Genomic DNA, 13,088 nt, shown 5'->3' on the forward strand with positions numbered 1-13,088 from the left:
AGTGGCGGCACGGCGGCGTGGCATGGTGCGGCCCTGGCACGACTGCGCCGTCGGCGCTCACGGTGTCGCCGGGTGCGGCATAGCGGACGTGCCCCCCGCTTGCGGTAACGCCATCGCCCTTGGCGGCGATGCGGATGATCTGTTCGGTTTCGCTCACAGGAAGGCCCCATAGGCCGCCGGAAGCTGCGCGACCAGCCCGCTGGCCGAGAACGCTGGCCCCGCCCTGAGCGCCGCCTCGCGGTGCAGCCAGCAGCCGTTCTGCGCGGCCTGAAACGCGCTCGTCTCGCCCACCGCAAGCTGGCTGGCGATGAGGCCCGCCAGCACGTCGCCGGTGCCTGCGGTCGAGAGCCAGCTCGGCGCGGGCGGCATGAACACCGGCGGGCGGCCCGGCGCGGCGACGATCGTGTCCGGCCCCTTGGCCACCAGCACCCCCTCGATCGCCTCGGCCAGTTCGGTGACCTGTTCGAGCCGGTCGGGCTCCGAACTGGCGAAGGCATTGCCGATGGCATCGAGTTCGCCCGCGTGCGGGGTGAGCACCAGCGGCGCGCTGCGATCCTCCAGCATCTCGGGTTCGAGCAACACCAGCGCATCGGCATCACAGACGGTCGGCAGGTCGCAGGCGAGCACCCACGAGAGCACCGAGCGCGCCTCTTCCGAGCGGCCCAGACCCGGCCCGATGAGCACCGCGGCGATGCGCGGATCGGTTGCGAGCGCAGGCATCGGGTCGCCCGCCACCACCAGATCGGGAGGCACACCGGGCAGCCCGTCGTGATCGCTGTAGAGCTTCACATAGCCCGCCCCGCCATGCATCGCCGCGCGCGAGGCCAGCACCCCGGCACCGGGCATTGCGCCGCCGATCACGGCGAGCAGCCCGCGCGCGTACTTGTGGGCATCGCGCTCAGGAACGAACAGCGTGGGGCGTTCGGACAGGCCCGCCGCGCCCTCCTCCGGCTCCACCCCGATGTCGACCAGCCGCAGGTCGCCCATGATCGCCTGCGCGGGCATCATCCAGTGCGCCAGCTTCCACGCGCCGAGCGCCAGGGTCAGGCTGTAGACCGGCAGCACGTCGTTGAGCAGTTCGCCGCTGTCGGCATCGATCCCGCTTGGCAGGTCCACGGCGATCCAGTGGTTGTGGGCATAGCTCAGCTCGATCAGCAGCCGGTGCAGGTCGCCAGAGAGCGGACGCGACAGGCCGGTGCCGAACAGGCAGTCGACCAGTACCGCGCCCCTTGCGGTCACGACCGGCTCGCCGCCCCAGCGTTTGCGCGCCTCTTTGGCCACGTCGGTCGTCGGAGCGCGCGGGGCGACCACCTCGACCGGCACCCCGCGCTCCGCCAGCACGCGGGCGATCACGTAGCCGTCGCCGCCGTTGTTGCCGGGGCCGCACAGCACGGTGACCTTGCGCCCCGCTGCCACGCGGAACACCCAGTCCGCCGCGCCGCGTCCGGCCCGCTCCATCAGTTCGGTGACGCTGGTGCCATCCGCGATGAGTCGCTCTTCGCCAGCGCGCATCTGGGCAGCGGTGAGGATCTGGTTGGGCGCGTCCATGGCGCTACTGCCTGATCGGCAGACGGTAGCGGTCTGCCCCGACGCGCACCTCGACCATGCCATCGCCGGGGACGACCTCGGCCTGCTCCATGCCGTCGGCAGTGATCAGACCTTCGCCGGGAACGCCAAGCTGGAAGCGCCGGAACCCGCCATCGGGATGACGCAGGATCGCGATGCGGCCATCGGCATCCTCGTGCAGCTCCATGCTGCAATCGGGCGCGAAGGAGCCTGCCCCGCCGACCGCGCATTCGACCATCACCGCGCCTTCGGGCAGCTCGTCGCCATTGGCGCTGCCGCACCCGGCCAACGACAGCGCCAGCAGCGCCGCCAAGCCCAAGGTGTGACAGGTGTTACAGGGTCCAGAAGCAAATAGTCCGCGCCGCTCCTCGAGCACATGGCGAGAGCGGCGGCGGAACGGGAGCGAGGTCAGCGTCATGCCAGCGAGCTTACCCTCGCAAAGCCCCCGTAGGAAAGGGCCTAGGCGCGGTTCTTGCCCGTTACCTGCGTCACATCGCGCACCGCGCCCTTGGCGGCGCTGGTGGTCATCGCGGCATAGGCCTGCAAGGCAGGCGTCACCCGGCGCGTGCGCGGCGCGGCGGGCTGCCAGGCGGCATCGCCCTTCGCCTCCATCGCCGCCCGGCGCGCGGCGAGGTCGGCGTCGGAGACCTCCATCGCGATGGTGCGGCCCGGAATATCGATGGTGATCACATCGCCCTCTTCGACGAGGCCGATATTGCCGCCTTCCGCCGCCTCGGGCGAGGCATGGCCGATCGACAGCCCCGAGGTGCCGCCCGAGAAGCGCCCGTCGGTCAGCAGCGCGCAAGCCTTGCCGAGGCCCTTCGATTTCAGGTAGCTGGTCGGGTAGAGCATTTCCTGCATGCCGGGGCCGCCGCGCGGGCCTTCGTAGCGGATGATGACCACATCGCCCGCGCCCACCTTGTCCGTGAGAATCGCCTCGACCGCCGCATCCTGACTCTCGAACACGCGCGCGGGGCCGGAGAACTTGAGAATGCTCTCGTCCACGCCCGCGGTTTTCACAATGCAGCCGTCTTCCGCGATATTGCCGTAAAGCACCGCGAGGCCGCCATCCTGCGAGAAGGCATGTTTTCCGCTGCGGATCACGCCGTTCTCGCGGTCGCGGTCGAGATCGTCCCAGCGGCGCGACTGGCTGAAGGCGGTCTGCGTCGGCACACCGCCCGGCGCGGCCTTGTAGAACTCCTGCACCATCGGATTGTTGGTGAGCGCGATATCCCAATCGGCCAGCGCATCGCCCAGCGTCGGCGAATGGACGGTGGGCAGCGCGGTGTGCAGCAGCCCGGCGCGGTCCAGCTCGCCGAGGATCGCCATGATCCCGCCCGCGCGGTGGACGTCTTCCATATGCACGTCGTTCTTGGCCGGGGCGACCTTGCACAGGCACGGCACCTTGCGGCTCAGCCGGTCGATATCGGCCATGGTAAAGTCGACCCCCGCCTCGTTGGCGGCGGCGAGCAGGTGCAGCACGGTGTTGGTCGAGCCGCCCATCGCGATATCGAGGCTCATCGCGTTTTCGAAGGCCTCGAAGCTGGCGATCTTGCGCGGCAGGACGCTCTCGTCGCCTTCCTCGTAGTAGCGCTTGGCGAGCGTCACCACGAGCCGTCCGGCACGCTCGAACAGGCCCTGCCGATCCGAATGGGTGGCAAGCTGCGAGCCGTTGCCCGGCAGCGACAGGCCGAGCGCCTCGGTCAGGCAGTTCATCGAGTTGGCGGTGAACATGCCCGAGCACGAGCCGCAGGTCGGACAGGCCGAGCGCTCGATATCGGTGACTTCCTCGTCGGTGTAGCTCTCGTCGGCGGCGGCGACCATGGCGTCGACCAGATCGAGCGCCACTTCCTTACCCTTGAGCACGACCTTGCCCGCTTCCATCGGCCCGCCGCTGACGAACACCACCGGAATGTTGATCCGCATGGCCGCCATCAGCATGCCGGGCGTGATCTTGTCGCAGTTGGAGATGCAGACCATGGCGTCGGCGCAGTGGGCGTTGACCATGTATTCGACGCTGTCCGCGATCAGGTCGCGGCTCGGCAGCGAATAGAGCATCCCGTCGTGGCCCATGGCGATGCCATCATCCACCGCGATGGTGTTGAACTCCTTGGCGACGCCGCCAGCGGCCTCGATCTCGCGTGCGACCAGCTGGCCGAGGTCCTTCAGGTGGACGTGGCCGGGCACGAACTGGGTGAAGCTGTTCACCACGGCGATGATCGGCTTGCCGAAGTCGCCGTCCTTCATGCCGGTCGCGCGCCATAGCCCGCGCGCGCCTGCCATGTTGCGGCCGTGGGTGGAGGTGCGGGAACGATAGGCGGGCATTGGACTGGTCCTGACTGAGTTTCTTGACGTCAATCTGCGCCCTTAGCGCAGCGAGGCCGCGACGCTAAGCGCTAATGCGGTTGCACTTGCAACGGGTGCTGCGTCAGCCGTCTTGTGCCAGCGCGTGGACAACCGTTTCGCCCATCTGCGCCAGTAGTTTGGCGAAGCGCGCCTGTCCCTGTTCGTTGGCGATCAGGTCGTTGCGGATTTCTATCGCACAATAGGGGCGGCCATGGGCCTCGGCATGGCGGTTCATCGTCGCATTGAGCTGGCGGCCCGAATAGGGCTCGTTCTCGCCTACGACGAGGCCCTGATCGGCGAAGTACTTGATGGCGTGCTGCGCGGCGCGATCATCCTCGTTGTAGAGCAGCGCGATCTCCCATGGGCGCGGCTCGCCCTTGTCTTCGAGCTGCGGGGTGAACGAATGGACCGAGAGGATCAGCGCCGGGTCGGCCTCGTCGAGCCATGTGGTGAGCGCTGCGTGATAGGGCCGGTGCCAGGCTTGCAGACGGGCTTCACGGTCGGCGCCGATGTTGCCGGGGATGAGGATGCCGTCGCTGGTGGCGGGGATGAGGCCTTGCGAATCCTCCTCGCGGTGGAGGTCGATCACGAGGCGGCTGAGCGTGGCGAGATGGGCGGCCATGCCGTGCCGCCTGACCAGCCGCTCGACCACGCCGGCGGTGCCGATGTCCCAGCCGACGTGTTTATCGAGCACCGCGGGGGTGACGCCCAGTTCGATATTGTCGGGGACATGGTTGGAGGCATGGTCGCAAACGGCAACGATGCCGCCGCGCGAGAGGGTGCCGATCTGGCGGTAGGGGGTGAAGGTCATCGAATCCTGAAATATAACACGTAATCCGCTTGCCCTGAGCTTGTCGAAGGGCTGCTCCTTTCTTCTAGCGCAGGCCGTGAGGCGAAGCAAAAGCAGTGCTTCGACAAGCTCAGCACGAGCGGATTTGGGGGACGGGTGTTACCGCAGCCGCCCCGCCATCTGCCACCAGTCCGAGGGCAGCGCGCGGGCCGCCGCATCGCGGGCCTCGATGCTGTCGAACAACGCAAAGCAGGTCGCGCCCGAGCCGGAAACTTCGACCTTCCACGAGTCGCTCTTGCCGAGCGCGGCGAGCACCTCGGCGATCACCGGGCAGAGGCTGATCGCCGGATCGCGCAGGTCGTTGCGACCTTGCTCGGCGATTTCTCGTGCGCTGCCTTCAGGCATAGGGCCGCGATCCTGCCCGTCCCACGCCTTGAACACCGGCCCGGTGGCCAGCGGCACGCGCGGGTTGACCAGCAGGACGGGCGTTCCAGAAAGATCGCTGGCGATGGGGTCCAGCTCGGTCCCGGTCCCGCGCCCGACGCAGGTTACGCTCTCGACGCAGGCCGGAACATCGGCGCCGAGCTTCGCGGCGCGGGTGCGCCAGTCGTCGGGCAGGCCGTGCGCGCGCTCGACCAGCCGGAACAGCGCCCCGGCATCCGCCGAGCCCCCGCCCAGCCCTGCCGCGACGGGGAGGTTCTTCTCCAGCGTGATCGCAAGGCCGTCGGGTCGAGGCAATGCGCCCAGCGCCTGCATCACGATGTTCGCGCCAGAACTCCTCCCCCCTTGAGGGGGGAGGTTGGGAGGGGGGCTTGCGCCGTCCCGATTATGGAATGCCGGAGCCCCCACCCCCGACCCCTCCCCCTCGGGGAGGGGAGAGCCGAGGAAGGCGCCGAACTCGCCGACCACCTGCAAGCTGTCCTGCTCGGCGCGTTTGGCCAGCAGCGTGTCGCCGCCATCGACGAAGGCGAACAGCGTTTCGAGCTCGTGATAGCCGTCCTCGCGCCGCTTGCGGATATGCAGAGCAAGGTTGATCTTGGCGTAGGCGGTTTCTTGCATCAATCCTCCCCCACCGGGGGAGGGGGACCATCCGCAGGATGGTGGAGGGGCACAGGCCGCAAGAAAGCCACCCGCTCCCGACAAATCTCGACTATCCGCACCACGACCGGTTCAACCTCATCCAGAATCAAACGTGCCGGAATCCGCGTGGTCGCAATCCCCTGCGAGCGCAACCATACGGAGCGCCGCGCATCGCGCGTAGCCGCCCCTGCACTGTCATGCGCAAACCCGTCAACCTCGATCGCCAGACGAGCCGACGCGCAATAGAAATCGAGCACATAGACACCCGCCGGATGCTGACGGCGAAACTTGAACCCGCCCGGACGCTGGCGCAGTTCGGTCCACAGCTTGCGCTCTGGCAGCGTCATTTCGCTGCGCAATTTGCGGGCGTGTTTGACTGTCTCGCGCGGTCCGGTGATCACCTCTCCTGCCCCTCCACCATGCTGCGCATGGTCCCCCTCCCCGTTTCCGGGGAGGAAGCGCTCACATATTCGGATAGTTCGGCCCGCCGCCGCCTTCGGGCGTGGTCCAGGTGATGTTCTGGTTCGGGTCCTTGATATCGCAGGTCTTGCAGTGGACGCAGTTCTGCGAATTGATCTGGAACTTCGGCTCCTCGCCGTCCTCGATCAGCCACTCGTAGACCCCCGCCGGGCAATAGCGCGTCGACGGCCCGGCAAAGACACCCAGCTCGCTCACCCGTTGCAGCTCCATGTCCGCCACCTTGAGGTGGTTGGGCTGGTCCTCGGCGTGGTTGGTGAACGAGTAGGACACACTGGTCAGCCGGTCGAAGCTGATCTTCCCATCAGGCGCGGGGTACTGGATCGGCTGGTGCAGATCGGCGCGTTGCAGTTCCTCGTAGTCGCGGTGGTGCTTCATCGTGATCGGCAGGCCGATCTTCAGCGAGCGCATCCACATGTCCGCGCCCGCCAGCACGGTGCCGATCTCGTTGCCGAACTTCGCCACCGCCGGCTGCGCGTTCTTCACCAGCTTCAGCTCTGCGGCGATCCAGCTTTCGCGCAGAGCCGCGTCGTATTCCATCACCGCATCGTGCTCACGGCCGGCAGCAATCGCAGCGGCGACATTCTCGGCTGCCAGCATCCCGCTCTTCATTGCGGTGTGGCTGCCCTTGATCCGCGGCACGTTCACGAAGCCTGCCGCACAGCCGATCAGCGCGCCGCCGGGGAAGGCCAATTGCGGCACCGACTGCCACCCGCCCTCGTTGATCACCCGCGCGCCGTAGGCCACGCGCTTGCCGCCTTCGAGGATCGCGCGGATCTCCGGGTGCTGCTTCCAGCGCTGGAATTCGTGGAACGGCGAAACGTAGGGGTTCTTGTAATCGAGCGCGGTCACGAAGCCCAAGGCCACCTGTCCGCCCGCCTGATGATAAAGGAAGCCCCCGCCCCAAGTATCGCTCTCCGAAAGCGGCCAGCCCTGCGTATGAATCACCCGCCCCGGCACATGCTTGGCCGGATCGATATCCCACAGCTCCTTGATGCCGAGGCCATAGACCTGCGGCTCGCAGTTCGCTTCCAGATCGAAGCGCGCCTTCATCTGCTTGGTGAGGTTGCCGCGAGCGCCTTCTGCAAACAGCGTGTACTTCGCCTCGATCATCATGCCGGGCTGGAAATCGCCCTTGTGGCTGCCATCGGCGGCGACGCCCATGTCCTGCGTGATCACGCCGGTCACCGCGCCATCCTCGCCAAACATCACTTCGGCGGCGGGGAAGCCGGGGAACACCATCACCCCCAGCCCTTCGGCCTGCTCGGCGAGCCAGCGGGTGAGGTTGCCGAGCGAGCCGGTATAACAGCCGTGGTTGCTCATCAGCGGCGGCATGAACGCGTGGGGAAGCGAGGTCTTGCCGCTCTTCGAGAGCGCCCAGTGCCAGTTGTCGGTCACCGGCGTTTGCGCCATCGGGCAGTCCATCGTGCGCCATTCGGGCAGCAGCTCGTCAAGCGCTTTCGGATCGACCACCGCACCCGACAGGATATGCGCGCCGATCTCCGAGCCCTTTTCGAGCACGACCACTTCCAGCTCCTCGTTGAGCTGCTTCAACCGGATCGCGGCGGAAAGTCCCGCCGGGCCACCGCCGACGATCACGACGTCGCAAGGCATGCTTTCGCGTTCAATTTCCACTTCAGCACTCATCGTTTCGGCCCGTTTTGCAGTGAGATCATGGCACCGGGGCTTGATCGCTACCCGCGCCCGCGTCAAGGGTGGCGCCGTGCTCGGCTTCGACAATTCATCCGCTGGAACCTTCGCCGGTCAGCTTGCCGCGATCAATGCGTGGTGGGCCGATGCCGGTGTCGATCACCTGTTCGATGACGAGCCGCAGGCTCTGCTGCGCGAAAAAGCCGCCAGCCCCGAGGCCATGCCCAAGGCTGTGGAAAGGTCCGCCGAGGCAGCGGCGCAACCCGTCCCCAGCTTCGATGCCTCGACCCTGCCGACCTCGCTTGAGGCTTTCGCGAGCTGGTGGCTCGATCCGGCGACCGAGCTTCCGCTGGCCCACGGCCGACGCATCGCAGCGCGCGGTGTTGCCGCAGCGCCTCTGATGGTGCTGGTGCCGATGCCGGAGGCAAACGATGGCGACCGCCTGCTCGACGGTGAGCAAGGCCGCCTCATCGCCAATGTGCTGCGCGCGCTCGGCCTTGCCGAAGAACAGGTCTATTTCGCCAGCGCCTTGCCCTGCCCCACCACCATGCCCGACTGGCCCGGCCTCGCCCGCGCCGGGCTCGCCGCGATCACCGCGCATCATATCGCATTGGCCGCGCCCGAGCGGGTGCTTGTGCTGGGCGATGCCATGGGTCAGATGCTCGGCCTGACGCAGGGTCAAGGGCAGCTGACCGACATCCCGGCGCTCGCCGCGCGCGCGCCCGAACACCTTCTTGCTCACCCACGCCAGCGCGCCCGCCTGTGGCGCGCGCTGCTCGACTGGATGCCCCGCCTATGAACCTCCGCCTTGCCCTGAGTCTGGCCTCGAGTCTGGCCGCTGCGGCCTGCCTGTGTGCGCCCGCCGCCGCGCAGGATTCCCGCACTTACTTCACCGCCCGCATCACCCAGCGCGAGGTGCCGCAGATCCTCAATCAGTCGGACCGCGACTATTACGGAGCGCTGTTCAACGCCATCGACGGCCAGCGCTGGGGCGAAGTCGAAGGCATGCTGGCGCAGCGCCCGGATGGTCCGCTCCACGCGGTCGCGCGCGCGGAATACTACCTTGCCGCCAATTCCCCGCGGGTGGAGGCCCCGCAGATCGAGGCCTGGTTGCAGACCGGGCGCAACCTCCCGCAGGCCGAGCAAATGGCCCGGCTCGGCGAGCGGCGCGGCGTTACACAGTTCGTCGCCCTGCCCGCCAAGCAGGGCTTCGTCCAGCAACCGGGGCAGGTTCGCCGCACGCGCCCGCGCTCGGTGAGCGATGGCACCATGCCCTCTTCGCTCGAAGCGGCGATTCTCGAACGCATCACCAACGACGACCCCAACGGCGCGCGCCAGCTGCTCGACGGGATCGACGCTTCGCTCAGCTCCGCCGCGCGCGCCGAATGGCGTCAGCGGGTGGCATGGTCCTACTTTATCGAAAACATGGACACCCAGGCCTATGCCATGGCCCTGACGGTGAGCGAAGGCAGCGGCGAATGGGTGGCCGAGGGCCAGTGGGTCGAAGGACTGGCGGCCTGGCGGCTCAACGATTGCGAGGGCGCGCTCGATGCGTTCCGGCGCTCGGCCTATAACGCGATCAACCCCGAACTGCGCACGGCGGCGCTTTACTGGGGCGCGCGCTCGGCCCTGCTGTGCCGTCAGCCCGATGTGGCGAACGAGCTGCTCGGGCAGGCGGCGTCGAACGACGAGACGATGTACGGCATGCTCGCCAGCGAGCAGCTTGGCCGCGCGCTGCCCAACCGGGTCGAAAGCGCCGACTTCACCCAGACCGACTGGCAGCAGCTGAGCAACAACGAGAATGTCCGCATCGCGGTCGCGCTGGCGGAGCTGGGGCGCGATGTGCTCAGCAGCAAGGTGTTGCTGCACGAGGCCGCCATCGGCCCGGCGAGCAACTATGCCGCGCTGTCGCGTCTGGCGCGCTCGCTCGGCTTCCCGCAGACGCAGCTGTACATGGCCTATAATGCACCGGTCGGCACCAGCAGCGATCCGGCCTCCTATTTCCCCGCGCCGAAGATCGCACCGCGCGGCGGGTGGCAGATCGATCCGGCGCTGGCCTTTGCGCATATCCTGCAGGAATCGAATTTCCGCGACCGCGCGGTCAGCCCGGCCAATGCGCAGGGGCTGATGCAGATCACCCCGATCACCGTGCGCCAGCACGCCGGCTGCGTGGGGCAGTCCTCCGGCTCCATCGACGTGTTCGACACCAGCACCAACCTCGCGCTCGGCCAGTGCAACATCCAGATGCTGCGCAACGATGCGGCCATTCAGGGCCAGCTGCCCAAGATGATGGCGGCCTACAATGCCGGTCTCTCGCCGGTCCGCCGCTGGGAGAGCGAGGTCAACGACCAGAACGATCCGCTGCTCTATATGGAGGCGATTCCCTATTGGGAGACGCGCAGCTATGTCGCCATCGTGATGCGCAACTATTGGATGTACGAGCGGCAGGCCAATGCCCCCTCGGCCAGTCGCCGCGCCTTGGCGCAGAATGTCTGGCCGCACCTTACCACCGGCACCGCTGGCGAGGAGCGCGGGCAGACCAGCGGCCGCGTCTATTTCTCCTACTGAGGCAAACCCATGGCCATCGACACCACCCGCAAGTTCACCCCGATCACCATCGCGCTGCTGACCGTGTCCGACACGCGCGGCCCCGAAGAAGACACCTCGGGCGACATTCTGGCCGAGCGAATCACCACGGCGGGCCACACACTCGGCGCGCGCACGATCCTGCGCGACGATGCGGAGCTTATCGCCGACCAGCTTGAGACGTGGATCGACGATCCGGCCATCGACGCGGTGGTCTCGACCGGCGGCACGGGACTTACCGGGCGCGACGTCACGCCCGAGGCGCTCGACCGGGTGAAGGAGAAGGACATCCCCGGCTTCGGCGAGCTGTTCCGCTGGGTGAGCTACACCACCATCGGCACCAGCACCGTACAGTCGCGCGCCTGCGCGGTGCTGGCACGGGGCACCTATATCTTCGCGCTGCCCGGCTCGAACGGCGCGGTGAAGGACGGCTGGGACAAGATCCTCGCCGAACAGCTCGACAGCCGCAACCGGCCCTGCAACTTCGTCGAACTGATGCCGAGGCTGCGCGAGAAATAGCTTTTCCGACTCCCTTGTTCCGTTTATGTTCTCGTTATGGAACGACAGCGGATCAAGGGTCGCGGGGCGCAATCGGGCAAGGTGTCCGCGCGCTTTGCCCTGCCCGAGCGGACCGAGGACGGCGACTGGCGCGATGCACGCGAGGCGGTCGATGGCACCCCGCCCCCGCTGCGCACCGAGGTGACAGAGGAGCATCCCCGCTCGATCCTCAGCTACAACACATCGCCCGACATCCCGTTCGACCGTTCGATCAACGCCTATCGCGGGTGCGAGCACGGCTGCATCTATTGCTATGCGCGGCCGACCCACGCCTGGCTCGATCTTTCGCCGGGGCTGGACTTCGAAACGCGGCTGTTCGCCAAGCCCAATGCGGCCGAGTTGCTGCGGCGCGAACTGGCACACCCGCGCTACAAGTGCGCGCCGATTGCGATGGGCACCAACACCGATCCCTATCAGCCGATCGAGCGGCACTATCGGATTACCCGACAGATCCTCGAACTGTGCCTCGAACTGCGCCATCCGGTCACGATCACGACCAAGTCCGACCGGGTGCTCGACGATTGCGACCTGATCGCGGAACTGGCGCGGCATGGTCTGGTGGCGGTGGCGATTTCAGTCACCTCGCTCGATGCCCGGCTATCGAGCCTGCTCGAACCGCGCGCGGCGACGCCGGAGAAACGCCTCGCCGCGCTGGCGGCGCTGTCGGCGGCGGGGGTGCACACCAATTGCTCGATCGCCCCGGTGATCCCGGCGATCACCGACGATGTGATGGAACGGCTGATCGAACGCGCCGCCGCAGCCGGAGCGCAATCGGCCAGCTGGATACCCTTGCGCCTGCCGCACGAGGTCGCCCCGCTGTTCCGCGAATGGCTGGAGACTTACTACCCGGATCGCGCCGGCAAGGTCATGGCCACTCTGCGCGACATGCGCGGCGGGCGCGACAACGACCCGCGCTTCTTCGCCCGGATGCGCCCGCAAGGCGTATGGGCCGAGCTGTTCCGCAAACGTTTCCACCTCGCCTGCCGCCGCGCAGGGCTGGCGCGCAAGGCCGCACTGCTGGACACCGGTGCCTTTCGAAAGCCTGAGCCCACGGGGCAATTGTCGCTGTTCTAGCACACTCGGGAGGGGTTGAGGCGCTTGTTCACAAACTGTCTTGGTTTTGCCTCTTCACACGCCTAAGCGCGTCTCTAATGGCCGTGTTCCGCAGGACCGGCCTGTCAGAAACTCTTATGGAGATTGACGAATGAGAATTTCCACAATCGGCCTTTTGGCAGCCACCGCGCTTGTCGCAACGCCAGCAATGGCGCGCGATGGCGGGGTCTATGTCGGCCTCGGCGGCGGCGCCGTCTTTTCGGATAGCCCGACGCTTGATGTCGAGGGCACCAACACCGATGTGAAGCTTGACCTCGATACCGGCTGGGAAGCAGAAGCCGTAGTCGGTTATGACTTCGGTCTGATCCGTCTTGAAGCGGAAGGGGCCTACAAGCGTATGGGCCTTGGCTATGTCGATGCAACTTCGGGCGGCATCTACACTGGCAGCGCAACGCTTGGCCGTGGAACCTATGACGCACCCGATGGCCACGTCGACGTCGCCAGCGGCATGGCCAACCTCCTGCTCGATTTCGGCGGTGAAGACAGTGTTGGTTTCTCGGTCGGTGGTGGTGCCGGTTTCTCGAACGCGCGCTTCTTCGACCTCGCAAGCACCGGCAATTCGGTGTTCCTCGACGATAATGACGTGCACTTTGCCTATCAGGGCATTGCGCAGGTGCGTGCGCCGCTGTCGAACAATCTCGAAGCTTCGTTGAAGTACAAGTATCACCGCGTCGACAATGTCTCGCTGATCGACGAGGCGGGCCGCACGCTCGATACGGATCTGGCGACGCACTCGATCCTCGCGACGCTGATCTACAACTTCGGCGGTAAGGAGCCGGTGGCACCGCCGCCGCCTCCCCCGCCTCCCCCGCCGCCGCCGCCTCCTCCGCCGCCCCCGCCTCCGCCGCCTCCCCCGGCGCCGGTTGCGCGTCCGTGTAACACCGGCCCCTACATCGTGTTCTTCGACTGGGATAAGTCGGAC

The 13,088-nt window shown here is 67.1% G+C and carries 12 protein-coding genes and 1 pseudogene; 5 read left to right on the forward strand and 8 right to left on the reverse strand.

Annotation, left to right across the window (positions count from 1 at the left end):
- From D2V17_RS21695 to D2V17_RS06005, 8 genes and pseudogenes are all read right to left on the reverse strand, one after another.
- A pseudogene (locus D2V17_RS21695) lies at positions 1–157 on the reverse strand (class I SAM-dependent RNA methyltransferase); the annotation flags it as partial.
- Entirely contained in the window at positions 154–1,548 is a 1,395-nt protein-coding gene (locus D2V17_RS05975; RefSeq protein ID WP_119592190.1) for an NAD(P)H-hydrate dehydratase, read from the reverse strand. The pseudogene D2V17_RS21695 and the gene D2V17_RS05975, both read right to left, overlap by 4 nt.
- A 4-nt stretch (positions 1,549–1,552) precedes the next feature.
- Positions 1,553–1,879 (reverse strand): hypothetical protein, encoded by a 327-nt coding sequence (locus D2V17_RS05980; protein WP_245978563.1) that lies wholly within the window; start codon positions 1,877–1,879, stop codon positions 1,553–1,555.
- A 146-nt stretch (positions 1,880–2,025) separates the two neighbouring features.
- Positions 2,026–3,891, reverse strand: a complete 1,866-nt coding sequence (ilvD, locus tag D2V17_RS05985) for a dihydroxy-acid dehydratase (protein WP_119592193.1) — start codon at positions 3,889–3,891, stop codon at positions 2,026–2,028.
- A 103-nt stretch (positions 3,892–3,994) separates the two neighbouring features.
- A complete protein-coding gene (locus tag D2V17_RS05990; protein WP_119592194.1) occupies positions 3,995–4,723 on the reverse strand; it encodes an N-formylglutamate amidohydrolase in 729 nt (242 codons plus the stop codon).
- Positions 4,724–4,861: 138 nt separating this feature from the next.
- Positions 4,862–5,761 carry a GHMP family kinase ATP-binding protein gene (locus tag D2V17_RS05995; RefSeq protein WP_119592195.1) on the reverse strand — a complete coding sequence of 300 codons (900 nt, stop codon included), beginning with the start codon at positions 5,759–5,761 and terminating at the stop codon, positions 4,862–4,864.
- Positions 5,761–6,183: an endonuclease domain-containing protein gene (locus D2V17_RS06000; RefSeq protein ID WP_119592196.1), complete on the reverse strand. Its 423-nt coding sequence runs from the start codon at positions 6,181–6,183 to the stop codon at positions 5,761–5,763. Before D2V17_RS06000 ends, D2V17_RS05995 begins: the two co-directional genes overlap by 1 nt.
- Positions 6,184–6,244: 61 nt before the next feature.
- A complete protein-coding gene (locus tag D2V17_RS06005; RefSeq protein WP_119592202.1) occupies positions 6,245–7,873 on the reverse strand; it encodes an electron transfer flavoprotein-ubiquinone oxidoreductase in 1,629 nt (542 codons plus the stop codon).
- Positions 7,874–7,946: 73 nt separating this feature from the next.
- On the opposite strand from D2V17_RS06005, the gene D2V17_RS06010 reads away from it, so the two are divergent.
- The 5 genes from D2V17_RS06010 to D2V17_RS06030 all read left to right on the forward strand — a co-directional run.
- Positions 7,947–8,708: a uracil-DNA glycosylase family protein gene (locus D2V17_RS06010; RefSeq protein ID WP_119592197.1), complete on the forward strand. Its 762-nt coding sequence runs from the start codon at positions 7,947–7,949 to the stop codon at positions 8,706–8,708.
- Complete coding sequence (locus D2V17_RS06015; RefSeq protein WP_119592198.1) at positions 8,705–10,477, forward strand: transglycosylase SLT domain-containing protein; 1,773 nt, start codon at positions 8,705–8,707, stop codon at positions 10,475–10,477. Before D2V17_RS06010 ends, D2V17_RS06015 begins: the two co-directional genes overlap by 4 nt.
- A gap of 9 nt (positions 10,478–10,486) precedes the next feature.
- Positions 10,487–11,014, forward strand: a complete 528-nt coding sequence (gene moaB, locus D2V17_RS06020; RefSeq protein ID WP_119592199.1) for a molybdenum cofactor biosynthesis protein B — start codon at positions 10,487–10,489, stop codon at positions 11,012–11,014.
- A gap of 36 nt (positions 11,015–11,050) precedes the next feature.
- Positions 11,051–12,127 (forward strand): PA0069 family radical SAM protein, encoded by a 1,077-nt coding sequence (locus D2V17_RS06025; RefSeq protein ID WP_119592200.1) that lies wholly within the window; start codon positions 11,051–11,053, stop codon positions 12,125–12,127.
- A 130-nt stretch (positions 12,128–12,257) separates the two neighbouring features.
- Positions 12,258–13,088, forward strand: an 831-nt coding sequence (locus D2V17_RS06030; RefSeq protein WP_147367252.1) for an outer membrane protein, incomplete at its 3' end; no start/stop codon positions are given.

The sequence above is a fragment of the Aurantiacibacter xanthus genome (genome assembly GCF_003584015.1).
Lineage (GTDB): Bacteria > Pseudomonadota > Alphaproteobacteria > Sphingomonadales > Sphingomonadaceae > Alteraurantiacibacter > Alteraurantiacibacter xanthus.

Bases quoted from the DNA above. Each gene is read 5' to 3' on its own strand.
- D2V17_RS05975 (WP_119592190.1), bottom strand. From the start codon at position 1,548: ATGGACGCGCCCAACCAGATCCTCACCGCTGCCCAGATGCGCGCTGGC.
- ilvD (WP_119592193.1), bottom strand. From the start codon at position 3,891: ATGCCCGCCTATCGTTCCCGCACCTCCACCCACGGCCGCAACATGGCA.
- D2V17_RS05990 (WP_119592194.1), bottom strand. From the start codon at position 4,723: ATGACCTTCACCCCCTACCGCCAGATCGGCACCCTCTCGCGCGGCGGC.
- D2V17_RS05995 (WP_119592195.1), bottom strand. From the start codon at position 5,761: ATGCAAGAAACCGCCTACGCCAAGATCAACCTTGCTCTGCATATCCGC.
- D2V17_RS06005 (WP_119592202.1), bottom strand. From the start codon at position 7,873: ATGCCTTGCGACGTCGTGATCGTCGGCGGTGGCCCGGCGGGACTTTCC.
- D2V17_RS06015 (WP_119592198.1), top strand. From the start codon at position 8,705: ATGAACCTCCGCCTTGCCCTGAGTCTGGCCTCGAGTCTGGCCGCTGCG.
- moaB (WP_119592199.1), top strand. From the start codon at position 10,487: ATGGCCATCGACACCACCCGCAAGTTCACCCCGATCACCATCGCGCTG.
- D2V17_RS06025 (WP_119592200.1), top strand. From the start codon at position 11,051: ATGGAACGACAGCGGATCAAGGGTCGCGGGGCGCAATCGGGCAAGGTG.